Raw genomic sequence first — 16,395 nt, forward strand, 5'->3', positions numbered from 1 at the left:
TGTTCGGGGGCAATTATTTTCGGCGCCGCTTCACCCCGCCGCGCTGCCCGGGTTTTCCGGCGGTCGAGCGTGGCTTCACGGCGCTGTCAACCGCATCATCCACTGCCGATTGCCGCGCCAGCGGGTCGTCGGCGATGGCAAGTTCCACAGCTTCCAGCCGTTTGATTTCATCACGCAGACGGGCGGCTTCCTCGAATTCCAGGTTCTCGGCGGCCTTGCGCATATCCGTGCGCAGCCCCTCCAGATGCGCCTGCAAATTCGCACCGGGTTTGACCTTGTCGACCTTCGCCGTGACCCGCGCCATGTCCGTATCGCCCTGATACAGCCCCGCCAGCACATCCTCGACATTCTTGCGCACCGTTTGCGGCGTGATGCCATGGGCCTCATTATAGGCAATCTGCTTGTCACGGCGACGGTTGGTTTCATTCAGCGCGCGTTCCATGCTGCCGGTGATGCGGTCGGCGTACATGATGACCCGGCCATCGGCGTTGCGCGCAGCCCGCCCGATGGTCTGGATCAGCGAGGTTTCGGACCGCAGGAAGCCTTCCTTATCGGCGTCCAGGATGGCGACAAGCCCGCATTCGGGAATGTCCAAACCTTCGCGCAGCAGGTTGATGCCAACCAACACATCGAAGGCGCCCAAACGCAGGTCGCGCAGAATTTCAATGCGCTCGATCGTGTCGATATCGCTATGCATGTAGCGCACGCGGATGCCCTGTTCATGCAGGTATTCGGTCAAATCCTCGGCCATGCGCTTGGTCAGCACGGTGCAGAGCACGCGCAGATCCTTTGCCGCGACCTTGCGGATTTCGTCCAGCAGGTCATCGACCTGCGTGGCAACGGGGCGGATTTCGACCTGAGGGTCCAAAAGCCCGGTGGGCCGGATTACCTGTTCGGTAAAGACGCCGCCGGCCTGTTCCAGTTCCCATGCCGCAGGCGTGGCCGACACGAACACCGATTGCGGGCGCATGGCGTCCCATTCCTCAAACTTCAGGGGTCGGTTATCCATGCAGCTTGGCAACCGGAACCCGTGTTCGGCCAGTGTAAACTTGCGCCGGTAGTCGCCTTTATACATCCCTCCGATCTGCGGCACAGAAACGTGGGATTCGTCGGCAAACACAATCGCATTGTCGGGGATGAATTCGAACAGGGTGGGCGGCGGTTCGCCCGGCGCGCGCCCCGTCAGATAGCGCGAGTAATTTTCGATCCCGTTGCATACGCCGGTCGCTTCCAGCATTTCCAGATCAAACTTGGTGCGTTGCTCCAGCCGTTGCGCTTCCAGCAATTTGCCTTCGGCCACGAACTGGTCCAGCCGCTGTTGCAGCTCATGCTTTATGCCCTTGGTGGCCTGCTGCATGGTCGGGCGTGGGGTTACATAGTGGCTGTTTGCATAGATGCGGACCTGCTCGAACGTGTCCGTCTTGGCGCCGGTCAGCGGGTCGAATTCGATGATCGCTTCCAGCTCTTCGCCAAAGAAGGACAGCCGCCACGCGCGATCATCCAAATGCGCGGGCCAAAGTTCGATCACGTCGCCGCGCACGCGAAAACTGCCGCGCTGAAAGGCGGCGTCATTGCGCCGATAGGCCTGCGCCACCAGTTCGGCCATGACCTTGCGCGGATCGTAGACCTCGCCCACTTTCATGTCTTGGGTCATGGCGGAATAGGTCTCGACAGAGCCGATGCCGTAAATACATGACACCGACGCCACGATAATCACATCATCGCGTTCCAACAGCGCGCGGGTGGCCGAGTGGCGCATCCGGTCGATCTGTTCGTTGATCTGGGATTCCTTCTCTATGAAGGTATCCGACCGCGGAACATACGCTTCAGGTTGGTAATAATCGTAATAGCTGACGAAATACTCGACCGCGTTATCGGGGAAGAAGCCCTTGAATTCGCCGTAAAGCTGCGCGGCCAAGGTTTTGTTGGGGGCCAGAATGATCGCGGGGCGCTGCGTTTCTTCTATGATCTTGGCCATGGTGTAAGTCTTGCCGGTGCCGGTCGCACCCAACAAAACTTGGTTATGCTCACCATCGCGCACGCCTTGGGCCAGTTCCGCGATCGCGGTGGGCTGGTCACCGGCGGGCTGAAACGGGCTGGCCATGCGGAACCGTTTGCCCCCTTCCAGCTTGGGGCGTGTCAGCACATCTGGGCGGTCTGTCAACTGGTTGGCGTTGTTATGCGGCATCGGCGGGTATCCTTCGTCTGCCTTAAAGGTGGGCGCGCGGCGCATGGGGTCAACCCGGTTCTTGCATGGCCAGCCGGGGCGCGCTAGCCATATCGCAAACGGAGCGCCCATGTCCGAAACCCTGACCCGCACAAAGCAGATACTTGCCGATCTGGTGGCCTTCCCGTCGGTGTCCGCCGATGGCAACCGCGCAGTAACCGAACATATTGCCGCGCTGCTGGCCGATGCGGGCGCGCGTTTCTGGACCGAGAGCGACGCCACCGGCACCAAGCTGAACCTGTTCGCCACCATCGGGCCGGATGTATCCGGCGGTGTGGTCCTGTCGGGCCATACCGATGTGGTGCCGGTCGCGGGCCAGCCATGGTCCACCGACCCTTTCACCATGGTCGAACGCGACGGGCGGCTCTATGGCCGCGGCACTTGCGACATGAAGGGCTTTGTCGCGGCCTGCGTGGCCATGGCGCCCATCTTCGCCGCGCGCGATCTGAAAGTGCCGGTGCATTTCGCCTTCACCTATGACGAGGAAATCGGCTGCCTTGGCGCCCAAGCGCTGACGGCCACGCTGGTCGCGCGCGGGGTCACACCCGCGGCCGCGATCATCGGCGAGCCGTCGATGATGCAGCCGGTTGACGGCCATAAGGGATGTTTCGAATACACCACGCGATTTACCGGGCTGGAAGGCCATGGGTCCAGCCCCGATCTGGGGGTGAATGCCGTGGAATATGCCGCGCGCTGGGCCTTGCGGCTGGCAGAGTTGCGCGAGGTTTTGAAAACGCGTGCGCCGGCAGGCAGCGCTTTCATGCCGCCGCATAGCACGATCAATATTGGCGTGCTGGCTGGGGGCTTGGCGCATAATGTCATTCCCGGCGCGGCGCGGTTGGAATGGGAAATGCGGCCGGTTGCGCCAGAGGATGCGGATTTCGTGAAGGCGGAACTTGCAGTTCTTCGCACGCAGATGCTGGCAGAGATGCAGGGGGTTTTCCGGCAAGCGGCGATAGAGACAGAAACCATCGCCGAGGTCGTCGGCCTGACGCCGGATGTGGGCAGCGCAGCCACACGACTGGTGATGGAACTGACCGGCGCAAACCGCGCCGGGCTGGTCCCGTTTGGCACCGAAGCCGGGCTGTTCCAGCAGATCGGCATCCCGTCGGTTATCTGTGGTCCGGGCGATATCGCCCAAGCCCACAAGCCGGACGAATTTCTGTCGCTGGACCAGCTTGCCGCTTGCCTTGCCTTCTTGAACAGGCTGGCGGACCGGCTGGAACGTGGCGCGCCCTAAAGCGTGTCCTGCTGCATTTGCGCGGCCATTGCAGCGCCCACGCTGCGCGAAATTTCGACGAAGACCGCATCAAACGCGCGGAACATGGCGCGGTTGAACGCATCCCCCTCGGGGCTGGCGGCATAGTCGATATAGCTTTGCATGTCTTCGGCGCTTAGCGGTTGATACGCCAGCAGGAAATAGGATTCGGCCCAATCTGTGACATCATCGCGAATGTCCTGTTCCTGCGCCCAGACCAAGGTCAGCAGATCGGCCCCCGCCATGCCATCCATCCAGCCCGCATCCACCATGCCCCGGTAATAGGCCAGCGAGGTGTTCAAACCCAACGAGACGTTAAGCTCGATCAGGTCATTGACCGCGATACGGTCGCGCGCACGCGCCAGCGCGGCGGCCCGTGCACTTCCGTCCGGTGCAGATCGCGCAGCATCAAGCGCCATGCGGGCGCTGTCTTCAATCTCTTCAGACAGCAAGGCGCGCCGCGCACTCACTTCCAATTGCAGCACGCGCTGCCCCAGATCGCTTTGCGCGAACTCAAGCGCGTCGGCGCGCGTTTCTGGGGATAGCGCGGCATCAAGGGCGCCGATGAAATCATCGTGCATCCGCTCTGCATTGTAGATACGGTTGACAGCACCTTCCCACCCGGCACGACCGGCGGCATCTTGCGGCACGGTCGGATCGCTTAACGCAGCGATACGGCCTTCCTCTGCCATAATGTCAAACAGCTCTGGCAACAGATAAGCGTCGGACAGGCTATCGGCGCGCAGGTGCTGCACCGGCAAGACAAGCGCCGACACGACCCCCCAAAGCGCAACTATGGCAATTCTCAGCATGTGGACTCCGCTGTGTAACAGTGTTGCGGCAAGGATAGGCTGAATAGCGCGTTCGACCAAAACACTTTCCTGCGCGCAGGGCAGCGCTGGGCGCGGATTTTCCTCTTGCACCGCCCGGTTTCACGCATTAAGCCGCACCCGACCGCGGAGAGGTGCCGGAGTGGTCGAACGGGGCGGTCTCGAAAACCGTTGTCCCTTCACGGGGACCCAGGGTTCGAATCCCTGTCTCTCCGCCATTACTTTTACTAGAGCACTGAAATGCAAGCCTACTTTGTGCTTGGGCGGATGCTCTGATTTCAAATCTTGCGATGGCAAGTCTTGTGAAAGCAGAGCCTTCTCGGCACGCTATAGAACGCGTTTGGGCCGTCGTTAATCCATAAAAAATCAAGTGAACCAACCGCAAGAGTCATCGCAAGCGCGACAAAGATCGCGCTGACGCGATGCAAAATGCGCTAGGCCAGCCCTTTGGGGGGCTAGGCCCGCGCTGCGCGTGCTTGCCCTGCTGCCGGACTGAACGCTTGGCTGACAGGTGGGGTGCGCCTGTTTTAGCTTACCCGCAGATCAGAGATATGTGCCACAACCCGTGCTGGCGTGTTCTCGCTATTAGAGGAGACGGCGACGGCAACCAGACGCTCGAACGGCATACCGAAGACCCGCGGGAAATCGCGCGCCAAATCGACCGATTCCGAAAAGCGCCCGGTTTGGGCTGGTCGCGTGATCAGGTTGCGCAAGCGGTCCGGCGCATGGGGGCTTGGCACGACGGAACCCACAGGACGGCTGCCACCCCAAGTATACATCAACACCTGCGCTGAGCGGTTGGTTATAAGCTGCCGAATGCTGGTATTCGGCCCGACCCGTTCGGCTGCCTCGGCATTCATATTGACAAAGAACATGCCCAGATTTCGGTCGTCATTGCCGATCTGCGACAAGTCAGAGGGCGGCACCGAGCTTTCGACATGCCACGACCAAGAAGCGCGCGAGGCAACACGCATGTCCTCGGGGAGAATGCGGTAGAGAATGGAGGACGATCCGTCCGACACCACGCTCAGTTGCGATGGTCGTCGTTCAAACCGGTTGGGAGAGAGGCTGCGAAACGTCAGATGTTCCCAAGCGTCATCGAATGGCACTGTATTGGCAACAGCTTGTCCGGGCGCAAACAGTGCTGCGCCAAGGGCAGCGCCCGTGCTGGTGACAATGGCCTGCCTGCGGGTCAGTGCGCGTTTTGACATGTTGCTCCTCCTTCATCATCTAGTCTTAGGTTCACCCCGTCTACGCGCACCGAATTCTGTGCGTTTCGCCCTTGCCCATCACGTTCGCGTCATCCGGTGCTTGTGCCTTAGGCCGCGTGGCCAGCGCCTTATCTTATGCCGACCCATCCGCGATCATCCGTAAACGCGCGCGCAGCAGAGATTTGGGCCATTTCGTAGCCGCGTGGCAAAGCGTCGATTTCCGGCAGGGGGTTGGACGCGGCGGCAAGCATCACGTTCCCGCGCCCGTTTGGACCCGTTGGGCCTTGGACGGCGATCACATGCGGATATAGCGCATCTAGAATGGCATATGTGCCACGGACCAAGGGGCCGTCCGGAGTGTCGATAAGGTTGACATAGATCGGCCCGTCCACGATCTCGCGCAGTCTTGCGAAGGTTTCTTGCGTGACCAGATGGGCGGGAACCGCTTCCGACGAAAACGCATCCATCACCGCCGCGTCGTAGCGGCGCGTGGTTTCATTCAGGTAAACCCGACCATCGGCGTGGACAATGCCAAGGCGACCGGGGGGTGCCGCCTCTGCCTTGGTCGAGGTTTCATACCCCGTCGCCGCGATCATCTGGGCGGCCTGCGGCAAGTGTTCGCGAACCACATCGGTAATCAGCGGGTCAATCTCGACCGCAATGGCATGTGCTTGGGGGCGTGACGACAAAAGACGCGTTGGCAGTGTGTAACCGCCCCCACCGACGAACAGGACCGATGGCGCGGGCCCTAGATCGGCGTTCATCCGGGCCCAGATCCAGCGTGTATAGGGGATCACAAGTTCCTGTGGGGCGTTGCCCATATCGTCATCGCGCAGAATGTGTTCGGCAGCCTGATGTGTTCGGTCCGAATACAGGCTGATGGTCCGCCCGGTCCGCGTGATGTCAATGCATGACAGGCCAGATTCGTAGCGGCAGATCGGCCCAAGTGCCGCACTGGCCAGAACAAGTGCTGCAACTGGCACCAAGGGTGCCATGGATGCGGTATCTTGTTTTGGCCCATTGCCTTGCCCGCTATCTTTCAGGAAGGGCACGCATAGAAGCGCCGCGACACCGCAGGCTGCGAATGTTGCCACCGACCCGGCGTAGGGCAGGGCGACAAAGCCTGCCAGCACCGCGCCCAGTATCGCGCCCAGCGACCCCGCCGCCAGCACCAATCCCAGCGACGACCCCTCGCGGCCGGGCCGCGCCTCTACTGCCAGTCGGGCCAGAAGGGGCGAGGGGGCGCTAATCAGGACAGAGGCCGGGAAGAACGCAATCACCACACTGAGCAGCATGCCTGTCGTCCCGCGCGCGCCAAGGCTATAGACCAGACCCAGTATCGTCGGCGACAAGGCGGCCAGAATGGCCGTTCCGACAAGCACGGCCCGCACATTGCGCAGCGCAACGGGGCGTTCGCGTTCGGCCATGAACCCGCCAAGCGCATTGCCCAAGGAAAACCCCGCCAGCACTGTGGCAATGACAGCAGTCCATGTCACCAGCGAGGTGCCAAAGAACGGCGCCAGCACCCGACCGGCGGCAATCTCATAGGTCAGGCCCAAGGCTGACAGGACCAATATCAGGATGATCGCCGTCCAGAATTTCATCAGCTTTCCTTATGTTTCAGGACCAGTGCGCATGGACAGATATAGATCATCCGTGTTGCGATATAGGCTTCGTCGCGGTTTAAGCCGGTCAATACCGCAAATTCATGCGGGGCAGGTGCCGATCTGGGGCCATTTAGGGCTGCACGGCATCAGCGGTATTCGGGGCCTGCGCGTTGCAGAGTTCCCACCGCGTGCAGGCCAAAGACCGCGCATGATCCGACCGCTTGGTTCGGTTTCGCCCGATGACATGTCTGGCGGCGCATCTTAGTGAAAATCGCGGCTGGGGAACAGTTTGCGCGCCTGCTCTCGGGGGTGGCGGGCATGGCTTGCGATATTGGGGACGGGGCAGCGGGTTTCATCTGCGCGGCCATCATTGGCGGCAATGGGCGCTGGCCCCCCAAGTTGGCCGAGCAGGCCCGAGATGTCGTCAATTTGTTCGGCGATGATATGGGTCACTTGCCCCTCGCGCTGCACCCGGCCTGTGACGCGCAACAGCCGCCCGCCGATGACCGCGCGGCGGAAGCGGTCATATAGGGCTTTCCACACCACGACATTGGCGCAGCCGGTCTCATCTTCCAGCGTCAGGAACACCACGCCCGATGCCGTTCCGGGGCGCTGGCGGGTAATGACCAGCCCCGCGATGGTGGCGCGGCGGGGGGCTTGGGACAGCTTGTCATGCGGCAGGGTGTGCGGCAGCCGTGGGCGCAGCAGTTCCAGCGGATGGGCCCGCAAGGACAGGCGCAGCGACAGGTAATCTTCGACCACCGCTTCGCCCAATGACATGTCGGGCAGGGTGACAGCGGGTTCTTGCCCGCCTTCGCCATCCAGCCCGAACAGCGGCAAAGGGGCTGGCGCGCGCAAGGCCCGGACCTGCCAAAGCGCGGTGCGGCGCGACAGGCCAATGGCGGTGAAGGCGTCACCCTCGGCCAGCCGTTCCAGCGTATCGGGGGGCACGCCTGCACGCCGCCACAGGCTGTCTATGTCCGGGTAGCCATTGCCGCGCGCGGCCACGATCCAGTCGGCATCTTCCTGCCCCACGCCCTTGATCTGGCGAAAGCCCAGCCGCAAGGCCAGCGCGCCATCCGCGCGCATCTCCAGCGTGCAATCCCATTCGGAATGGTTGATCGAGACGGGGCGAATTTCGACCCCATGTTCGCGCGCGTCGCGCACCAATTGGGCGGGGGCATAGAACCCCATCGGCTGGCTGTTCAGCAGTGCGCAGGTGAACACCGCCGGATGGTGGCATTTCAGCCAGGCCGAGATATAGACCAGCCGCGCGAAGCTGGCGGCGTGGCTTTCGGGAAAACCGTAGCTGCCGAAGCCTTCGATCTGCGCAAAGCACCGCGCCGCGAAATCGGGGTCATAGCCGCGCGACAGCATGCCGTCGATGAACCGATCCCGAAACCCGCCGATTGTGCCCATGCGTTTGAACGTGGCAAGGGCACGGCGCAGTTGGTCGGCCTCTGCCGGGGTAAAGCCGGCGGCAACCACGGCAATCTGCATGGCCTGTTCCTGAAACAGCGGCACGCCATAAGTGTGGCCCAGCACTTCCATCATTTGCGGTCCAAGGTCTTCAACCGCTTCTTTCCCTTGGCGGCGGTTAATGAACGGGTGCACCATGCCGCCCTGAATGGGGCCGGGGCGGACAATGGCGACCTCGCAGACCAGATCGTAAAAGGCGCGCGGGCGCATGCGCGGTAGAAAGTTTAGCTGCGCGCGGCTTTCCACCTGAAACACGCCAATCGCATCGGCCCGGCAGAGCATGTCATAAACCGCCGGATCTTCGGGCGGAACATTGGCAAGGTTCAACCGTTGGCCCCGGTGCTGCGCCAGCAGGTCGAAGGATTTGCGGATCGCGGTCAGCATCCCCAGCGCCAGCACATCGACCTTCAGCAGCCCCAACGTGTCGATGTCGTCCTTGTCCCATTCGATGATGGTGCGGTCTTCCATGGCCGCGTTCTCAATCGGGCACAGATCATCCAGCCGCCCCTTGGTTATAACAAACCCGCCCACATGCTGCGACAGGTGGCGTGGAAAACCGATGATCTCTGCAATCAGTGCAAGCGCCTGCCCCATGCGGCGGTCGTCCGGGTCCAGCCCAGCCTCGCGCAGGCGGTCGGCATCGGGGGGGGCGGCGGACCAGCCCCAAAGCTGGCCCGACAGCCGCCCGATCACATCGGCGCTTAGGCCCATGACCTTGCCCACCTCGCGGATGGCCGCGCGGGTGCGAAAATGGATAACCGTCGCGGTCAGGCCCGCGCGGTCGCGCCCGTAGCGGTCATAAATCCACTGGATGACCTCTTCACGGCGTTCATGCTCGAAATCCACGTCAATATCGGGCGGCTCGCCGCGTTCCTTGGAAATGAACCGCTCGAAAATAAGCGTGATCGATTCGGGCGGCACTTCGGTCACGCCCAGCAGGTAGCACACGACCGAATTGGCGGCAGACCCGCGCCCTTGGCACAGAATGCCGCGCGACCGGGCGAAGGCGACAATGTCATGCACGGTCAGGAAGTAGGGGGCGTAATCCAGATCCGCGATCAGGCGCAACTCGCGGGTGGTGCGTTCGACAATCTTGGGCGGCGCGCCTGCGGGGTAGCGGCGGCGCAGCCCCTCGGCCGCCAACCGTTCCAGCCGGGCTTGGGCGGGTTCGCCATTCTGTGCCTCGTCAGGGTATTGGTAGCGCAGCTCATCCAGCCCAAAGGCACAGGCATCGGCAATTTGCACCGTGCGGCGCAGCGCGGCGGGGTGGTCGCGGAACATGCGCGCCATTTCCGCGCCGCCTTTCAGCCGGTGTTCGGCATGGGGCAAGCGGTGTTGACCGATGCTGTCTATGGTCAAGCCCAGCCGCAGGCAGGTCAGCACATCGGCCAGCGGGCGGCGGGCGGCGCTATGCATCAGCACATCGCCCAGCGCGACCATGGGCAGGCCGGTCGCCTGCGCCCATGCGGCCATTTGCGCCAGCCGTGCCGGGTCGCGCCCGTCATAACGGGGCGCGGCACCAAGGTAGCACTGGCCGGGGAAATGGCGCAGCATGGCGCGCAGGTCGTCGGGCAAGGGCGCTTGCAACGGGTCGGGCGGCAGCGCGATCAGGATCATGCCGTGGCAGCCCGCATATAGATCGGCGCGCGCAAGCTGGCACTGGCCCTTGGGCGCGCGGCGCTTGCCAAGGGTCAAAAGCCGGGTCAGCCGCGACCATGCCGCCAGGTCGGTGGGCAGGGCCAGCCAATGGGTCGCGCTGTCGGTCAGCACCAGCCGCGCCGCCGGAATCAGCCGGGGCAGGGGGTGGTCGGACAGCGCCAGCGGTGCGGCATTGGGCGCGGTGGTCTGGCGGCTGGATGGGTCGGTCTGGCGCTGGGCGCGCACGCCTGCGGCTTGCGCCACCCCCGCGGCGCGCAGCCGCGCCAGTTCCTTCAGCGCCGCATAGGCCCGCACCACGCCCGCCACCGAATTGCGGTCAGTGATGGCAATGGCGTGCAGCCCCAGCTCAGCCGCGCGCGTGACCAGTTCTTCCGGGTGCGACGCGCCCCGCAAAAAGCTGAAATTCGTTGTCACGCAAAGCTCTGCATAGGCGGGGTCGGACATGGTGGGCCTTGGGTTTGTTCCTGATTTGTTCATATATCTGGCGCGCTCCCCAAGTCGAGTCCCCATGCCCGCGTGCAAACCCCTTGCGTTCGGGCGCGCATGGGCCTATATCGGCGTTCAACAGCGGCGTGTCGAAAGATACCCACCGGAAATTTCAACGGGCCGCACGGCCCGTTTTTTGTTTTCCGCACCCCAAGGAGGGGTCATGTCCGACCTGATCGCGAAAACCACGCTCGACCAGCGGCTGGCGGCCATCGTGTCCCCGGTGATCGAAGGTCTGGGCTTTGAACTGGTGCGCCTGCGGGTGATGTCGGGCAAAAGCCGAACGCTTCAGATCATGGCTGACCGCCCTGATGGCGGCATCGAAGTGCAGGATTGCGCCGATATTTCCACCGCCATCTCTGCCGTGCTGGATGTCGAAGATCCGCTGGAAGATGCCTATACGCTGGAAGTGTCCAGCCCCGGCATTGACCGTCCCCTGACCCGGCTGAAAGATTTCGACGTCTGGAACGGGTATGAGGCGCGGATCGAGACGACCGAACTGATCGACGGTCGCCGCCGCTTCAAGGGTCTGCTGGCGGGGGTCGAAGGTGACGAGGTGCTGATCGAACTGGAAGAAGGCGACGAAACCGTCACCATCGGCCTGCAATTCGACTGGCTGTCGGATGCCAAACTGGTCCTGACGGATGACCTGATCGCGGAAATGCTGCGCGCCCGCAAAGCCAGCGGCGCCATAGACGAATCGCAATTCGACGAGATTGAAACCGACGCGCCGGACGACCACGCGCGCCCCGAGGAGAGCTGAGATGGCCATTACATCTGCAAACCAGTTGGAACTGCTGCAAACCGCCGAAGCTGTGGCGCGCGAAAAGATGATCGACGCCGAACTGGTGATAGAGGCGATGGAAGACAGCCTCGCCCGGGCGGCGAAATCGCGCTACGGGGCGGATATGGACATTCGCGTATCCATCGACCGCAAAACCGGCGTGGCCACCTTTACCCGCGTGCGCACCGTGGTCGAGGATGATGCGCTGGAAAACCACCACGCCGAACTGACCGTCAAACAGGCCGCGCCCTATCTGGATGACCCCAAGGTCGGCGACGAGATCATCGACGAAGTGCCGCCCGTCGAACTTGGCCGTATTGCCGCGCAATCGGCCAAGCAGGTCATCTTGCAGCGCGTGCGCGAAGCCGAGCGTGACCGTCAGTATGAGGAATTCAAGGATCGCGCGCGCACCATCATCAACGGTGTCGTGAAGCGCGAAGAATATGGCAATATCATCGTCGATGTGGGCGCGGGCGAAGCGATCCTGCGCCGCAACGAAAAGATCGGCCGCGAAAGCTACCGCAACGGCGACCGCATCCGCTGCTATGTCAAGGATGTGCGCCGCGAAGCGCGCGGGCCGCAGATCTTCCTGTCGCGCACCGCGCCCGAATTCATGGCCGAATTGTTCAAGATGGAAGTGCCGGAAATCTATGACGGCATCATAGAGATCAAGGCCGTCGCCCGCGACCCCGGCTCGCGCGCCAAGATCGGCGTCATCTCCTACGATTCGGGCATTGACCCGGTCGGCGCTTGCGTCGGTATGCGCGGCAGCCGTGTGCAGGCCGTGGTGAACGAGCTTCAGGGCGAAAAGATCGACATCATTCCGTGGACCGAAGATCAGGCCACTTTCCTTGTGAATGCGCTGCAACCGGCAGAGGTCAGCAAGGTCGTGATCGACGAGGAAGCTGGCAAGATCGAAGTGGTCGTGCCGGATGAACAATTGTCGCTGGCGATTGGCCGTCGCGGTCAGAACGTGCGCTTGGCCAGCCAGTTGACGGGTCTGGACATCGACATCCTTACCGAATCGGACGAATCAGCCCGCCGTCAGGCCGAATTCGCCGCCCGCACCAAGCTGTTCATGGATGAATTGGACATTGACGAAATGATGGCCCAGCTTCTGGTCGCGGAAGAATTCACCGCGCTGGAAGAGGTCGCTTATGTCGAGCTGGACGAATTGCTGGCGATTGACGGCTTCGACGAAGAAACCGCCGAGGAGTTGCAGACCCGTGCGCGCGAGCGTCTTGAAGCGGTCGCTGCTGCCGCGCTGGCAAATGCGCGCGAATTGGGTGCCGAAGACAGCCTGATTGAATTCGACGGCCTGACCCCCCAGATGGTAGAGGCCTTGGCGAAAGACGGCATCAAGACGCTGGAAGATTTCGCCACCTGCGCCGATTGGGAATTGGCCGGTGGTTGGACCACCGTCAATGGCGAGCGCGTCAAGGATGAAGGCTTGCTGGAACCCTTCGACATGAGCCTTGAAGAAGCGCAAACGCTGGTCATGACCGCGCGCGTTTTGCTAGGGTGGGTCGACCCGACCGAGATGGACGCCGAAGCCGGGGAAGCCGAAGACGACGCCGAGGCAGAAGAAGAAACGCGCTAGGATCAACCACATGGCACGCGGCGGGCGCAAAGAAGAACGCGACGGGCCCGAGCGGCGCTGCATCGCCACGGGGCAAAGCCAGCCCGCGCGCGGGCTGATCCGTTTCGTGGTCGGACCCGATAGCCAGATCGTTCCTGACGTGGCGGGCAAACTGCCGGGTCGGGGCATTTGGGTCAGCGCCGATCGCGCGGCCTTGGATCTGGCGGTGAAAAAGAAGCTCTTTGCCCGCGCGGCGCGTCAGCAGGTCATGGTTCCCGAAGGGTTGGCCGAGCTTGTCACCGCGCTGGTGCGGCAAAGGGTGATCGACCTGTTGTCGCTTGCGCGTAAAAGTGGGCAGGCCATTGCGGGTTATGAGAAATGCCGCGAACTGGCCATGACGGGCGAGATGGCGGTGCTTATTCAGGCCGCCGACGGATCGACCCGCGGCAAAACCAAATTGCGCCCGCCCGAGGGTGACGCGACCTATATCGGCTGGCTGACAGCCCAGGAACTGGGTTTGGCTTTTGGTCGTGAACATGTGATACATGCCGCGCTTCGTGCTGGCGGATTGCGGCGACCTGTTGTAGAGGAAGCGGCAAGACTGGCAGGACTGCGCACAGATATCGGTGGATATGCCACCGGAGAGGATAAGACGGACGCATGAGCGATACAGACGGTAAAAAGACACTCGGACTGGGCGGACAAGGTGGTCAGGTGAAGCAAAGCTTCAGCCATGGGCGCACGAAATCGGTCGTGGTCGAGAAAAAGCGCAAGCGCGTTGTGGTCCCCAAGGCTGGGGCGCAGCAGGGTGCGGGTGCTGGAAAGCCGTCCGGCACGCCCAAATCGGACCCGTCGCGCCGTCCGGCTGGTATCTCTGAAGCAGAGATGGATCGCCGTCTGAAGGCACTTGCCGCCGCCAAGGCGCGCGAGACCGAGGAAGCCGCCGCGCGCGAAGCCGAGGAAAAGGCCCGCGAGGAAGAGCGCCAGCGCCGCCGCGAAGAGGCAGAGGCCCGCGAACGCGAAGAGCGCGAGCGCGAAGCCGCCCTGCGCGCCAAGGAAGAAGAAGACGCCCGCGCCAAGGCAGAGGAAAAGGCAGAGGAAGAGGCACGCAAGGCCCGCAAGGCGGCGCCGCCGCCTGCCGAACCGGCAGCCCCCGCTGTGCCCGAAGCCCCCTTGTCAGAGCGCGCGCGCCCGGCTGGCGGCGAGTCGCGCAAACCTGCAAAGCGGGTGGAAGACGACCGTGGCGGTCGTCCGTCCAAACCGCGCGAGGATGGCGGACGCCGCTCCGGCAAGCTGACGTTGAACGACGCGCTGACCGGTGGTGGTGGGCGGGAACGCTCCATGGCCGCGATGAAGCGCAAGCAGGAACGCGCCCGTCAAAAGGCGATGGGCCAGACCCAGTCGCGCGAAAAGGTCGTGCGCGAAGTGCAACTGCCTGAAACCATCGTGGTGCAGGAACTGGCCAACCGCATGGCCGAACGCGCCGCAGATGTGGTCAAGTCGTTGATGAAGATGGGTGTCATGGCCACCATGAACCAGTCCATCGACGCCGACACGGCCGAACTCATCATCGAGGAATTCGGCCACAAGATGGTGCGTGTTTCCGACTCGGATGTGGAACAGGTGATCGAACAGGTCGCGGACAACCCCGAAGACCTGCAATCGCGCCCGCCGATCATCACGATCATGGGGCATGTGGACCACGGCAAGACCTCGCTTCTGGATGCTATCCGCAAGACAAACGTGGTCTCTGGCGAAGCTGGTGGCATTACCCAGCATATCGGGGCCTATCAGGTCACGACCGAAAGCGGAGCGGTGCTGTCCTTCTTGGACACGCCGGGCCACGCGGCCTTTACCAGCATGCGCGCGCGCGGTGCCAATGTGACCGATATCGTGGTTCTGGTTGTGGCCGCTGACGACTCTGTCATGCCGCAGACGATCGAAGCGATCAACCACGCCCGCGCCGCCAAGGTGCCGATGATCGTGGCCATCAACAAATGCGACAAGCCCGCCGCAGACGCCAACAAGGTCCGCACGGAACTGTTGCAGCATGAGGTTGTGGTCGAAGCCATGTCGGGCGATGTGCAGGATGTGGAAGTATCCGCGGTGACCGGCAAGGGCTTGGACGAACTGCTGGAAGCCATCGCGCTTCAAGCGGAAATCCTTGAACTGCAAGCAAACCCCGACCGCGCCGCCATGGGTGCCGTGATCGAAGCGCAGCTTGACGTGGGCCGCGGCCCCGTGGCGACCGTTCTGGTGCAGAACGGCACGCTGCGCCAAGGCGATATTTTCGTTGTGGGCGAACAGTGGGGCAAGGTGCGTGCGCTTCAGAACGATCAGGGCGCGCGTGTCAAGGAAGCTGGCCCCTCTGTGCCGGTCGAGGTGCTGGGCCTGAACGGCACGCCCGAAGCGGGCGATGTGCTGAACGTGGTCGAAACCGAAGCGCAGGCGCGTGAAATCGCCGAATACCGCCAGCAGGCGGCCAAGGACAAGCGCGCCGCTGCCGGGGCTGCGACCACGCTGGAACAGCTTATGGCCAAGGCCAAGGAAGACAAGGACGTGGCCGAGCTGCCCGTGCTGGTCAAGGCCGATGTGCAAGGTTCGGCCGAAGCCATCGTGCAGGCTTTGGAAAAGATCGGCAATGACGAGGTGCGCGTGCGCGTCCTGCATTACGGTGTTGGTGCGATTACCGATACAGATGTGGGCCTTGCCGAAGCATCCGGCGCGCCGATCATCGGGTTCAACGTGCGGGCAAATGCCTCTGCGCGGAATTCGGCCAACCAGAAGGGCGTGGAACTGCGCTACTACTCGATCATTTATGATCTGGTCGACGACATCAAGGCTGCCGCATCGGGCCTTTTGTCCGCCGAAGTGCGCGAAAACTTCATCGGCTATGCCGAGATCCGCGAAGTGTTCAAGGTCACGGGCGTTGGCAAGGTGGCCGGCTGTCTGGTCACCGAGGGCGTGGCGCGCCGCTCTGCGGGCGTGCGCCTGCTGCGCGACAACGTGGTGATCCACGAAGGCACGCTGAAAACCCTCAAGCGCTTCAAGGACGAGGTCAAAGAAGTGCAGTCGGGTCAGGAATGCGGGATGGCGTTTGAAAATTACGACGATATCCGCCCGAAAGATGTGATCGAAATCTTCGAACGTGAAGAAGTCGAGCGCAGCCTGACTTAAGGCAAGATTGTCGAAGAAAAAGGGCGCATTTCGCGCCCTTTTTTATGCCCTTAGCTGAATGTCCCCCGTCCCAAGCTTGCGGGCAGTCATGGGTGCCG

The 16,395-nt window shown here is 62.6% G+C and carries 10 protein-coding genes and 1 tRNA gene; 6 read left to right on the forward strand and 5 right to left on the reverse strand.

What is annotated here, in order from left to right; all coding sequences use genetic code 11:
* Window positions 1-13: 13 nt before the first annotated feature.
* Window positions 14-2,188: an excinuclease ABC subunit UvrB gene (gene uvrB, locus AWT76_RS00615; RefSeq protein ID WP_072244661.1), complete on the reverse strand. Its 2,175-nt coding sequence runs from the start codon at window positions 2,186-2,188 to the stop codon at window positions 14-16.
* 109 nt (window positions 2,189-2,297) lie between these two features.
* On the opposite strand from uvrB, the gene argE reads away from it, so the two are divergent.
* On the forward strand, window positions 2,298-3,467 hold the full coding sequence (gene argE, locus AWT76_RS00620; protein ID WP_072244251.1) for an acetylornithine deacetylase: 1,170 nt from the start codon (window positions 2,298-2,300) through the stop codon (window positions 3,465-3,467).
* Here the strand turns inward: argE and AWT76_RS00625 are convergent.
* Entirely contained in the window at window positions 3,464-4,297 is an 834-nt protein-coding gene (locus AWT76_RS00625; RefSeq protein WP_072244252.1) for a DUF2059 domain-containing protein, read from the reverse strand. The two genes, argE and AWT76_RS00625, sit on opposite strands and share 4 nt — an antisense overlap.
* Before the next feature lie 146 nt (window positions 4,298-4,443).
* On the opposite strand from AWT76_RS00625, the gene AWT76_RS00630 reads away from it, so the two are divergent.
* Window positions 4,444-4,533 (forward strand) — tRNA-Ser (locus AWT76_RS00630).
* A gap of 309 nt (window positions 4,534-4,842) precedes the next feature.
* On the opposite strand, the gene AWT76_RS00635 is transcribed toward AWT76_RS00630, so the two are convergent.
* From AWT76_RS00635 to AWT76_RS00645, 3 genes are all read right to left on the reverse strand, one after another.
* The gene (locus tag AWT76_RS00635; RefSeq protein ID WP_082700039.1) at window positions 4,843-5,526 is read right to left on the reverse strand and encodes a DUF3047 domain-containing protein; all 684 of its coding nucleotides are present in this window, start codon (window positions 5,524-5,526) and stop codon (window positions 4,843-4,845) included.
* A 128-nt stretch (window positions 5,527-5,654) separates the two neighbouring features.
* A complete protein-coding gene (locus AWT76_RS00640; RefSeq protein ID WP_072244253.1) occupies window positions 5,655-7,130 on the reverse strand; it encodes a fused MFS/spermidine synthase in 1,476 nt (491 codons plus the stop codon).
* Between the two features lie 264 nt (window positions 7,131-7,394).
* Window positions 7,395-10,715, reverse strand: a complete 3,321-nt coding sequence (locus tag AWT76_RS00645; protein WP_245638738.1) for an error-prone DNA polymerase — start codon at window positions 10,713-10,715, stop codon at window positions 7,395-7,397.
* A 205-nt stretch (window positions 10,716-10,920) separates the two neighbouring features.
* On the opposite strand from AWT76_RS00645, the gene rimP reads away from it, so the two are divergent.
* From rimP to infB, 4 genes are read left to right on the forward strand one after another with little or no spacing between them, the layout of a single operon-like run.
* Window positions 10,921-11,520, forward strand: coding sequence for a ribosome maturation factor RimP (rimP, locus tag AWT76_RS00650; protein WP_072244255.1), 600 nt, complete (start codon window positions 10,921-10,923; stop codon window positions 11,518-11,520).
* Between the two features lies 1 nt (window position 11,521).
* Window positions 11,522-13,141: a transcription termination factor NusA gene (gene nusA, locus AWT76_RS00655; RefSeq protein WP_072244256.1), complete on the forward strand. Its 1,620-nt coding sequence runs from the start codon at window positions 11,522-11,524 to the stop codon at window positions 13,139-13,141.
* Window positions 13,142-13,151: 10 nt separating this feature from the next.
* Window positions 13,152-13,784 (forward strand): RNA-binding protein, encoded by a 633-nt coding sequence (locus AWT76_RS00660; RefSeq protein ID WP_072244257.1) that lies wholly within the window; start codon window positions 13,152-13,154, stop codon window positions 13,782-13,784.
* On the forward strand, window positions 13,781-16,297 hold the full coding sequence (gene infB, locus AWT76_RS00665; RefSeq protein WP_072244258.1) for a translation initiation factor IF-2: 2,517 nt from the start codon (window positions 13,781-13,783) through the stop codon (window positions 16,295-16,297). Before AWT76_RS00660 ends, infB begins: the two co-directional genes overlap by 4 nt.
* The last annotated feature ends 98 nt before the right edge of the window (window positions 16,298-16,395 follow it).

The sequence above is a fragment of the Roseibaca calidilacus genome (genome assembly GCF_001517585.1).
GTDB classification, from domain to species: Bacteria; Pseudomonadota; Alphaproteobacteria; order Rhodobacterales; family Rhodobacteraceae; genus Roseinatronobacter; species Roseinatronobacter calidilacus.

Excerpts from the sequence above, each read along its gene's own strand:
- uvrB (WP_072244661.1), bottom strand. The coding sequence starts at position 2,188 with ATGCCGCATAACAACGCCAACCAGTTGACAGACCGCCCAGATGTGCTG.
- argE (WP_072244251.1), top strand. The coding sequence starts at position 2,298 with ATGTCCGAAACCCTGACCCGCACAAAGCAGATACTTGCCGATCTGGTG.
- AWT76_RS00625 (WP_072244252.1), bottom strand. The coding sequence starts at position 4,297 with ATGCTGAGAATTGCCATAGTTGCGCTTTGGGGGGTCGTGTCGGCGCTT.
- AWT76_RS00635 (WP_082700039.1), bottom strand. The coding sequence starts at position 5,526 with ATGTCAAAACGCGCACTGACCCGCAGGCAGGCCATTGTCACCAGCACG.
- AWT76_RS00640 (WP_072244253.1), bottom strand. The coding sequence starts at position 7,130 with ATGAAATTCTGGACGGCGATCATCCTGATATTGGTCCTGTCAGCCTTG.
- AWT76_RS00645 (WP_245638738.1), bottom strand. The coding sequence starts at position 10,715 with ATGTCCGACCCCGCCTATGCAGAGCTTTGCGTGACAACGAATTTCAGC.
- rimP (WP_072244255.1), top strand. The coding sequence starts at position 10,921 with ATGTCCGACCTGATCGCGAAAACCACGCTCGACCAGCGGCTGGCGGCC.
- nusA (WP_072244256.1), top strand. The coding sequence starts at position 11,522 with ATGGCCATTACATCTGCAAACCAGTTGGAACTGCTGCAAACCGCCGAA.
- AWT76_RS00660 (WP_072244257.1), top strand. The coding sequence starts at position 13,152 with ATGGCACGCGGCGGGCGCAAAGAAGAACGCGACGGGCCCGAGCGGCGC.
- infB (WP_072244258.1), top strand. The coding sequence starts at position 13,781 with ATGAGCGATACAGACGGTAAAAAGACACTCGGACTGGGCGGACAAGGT.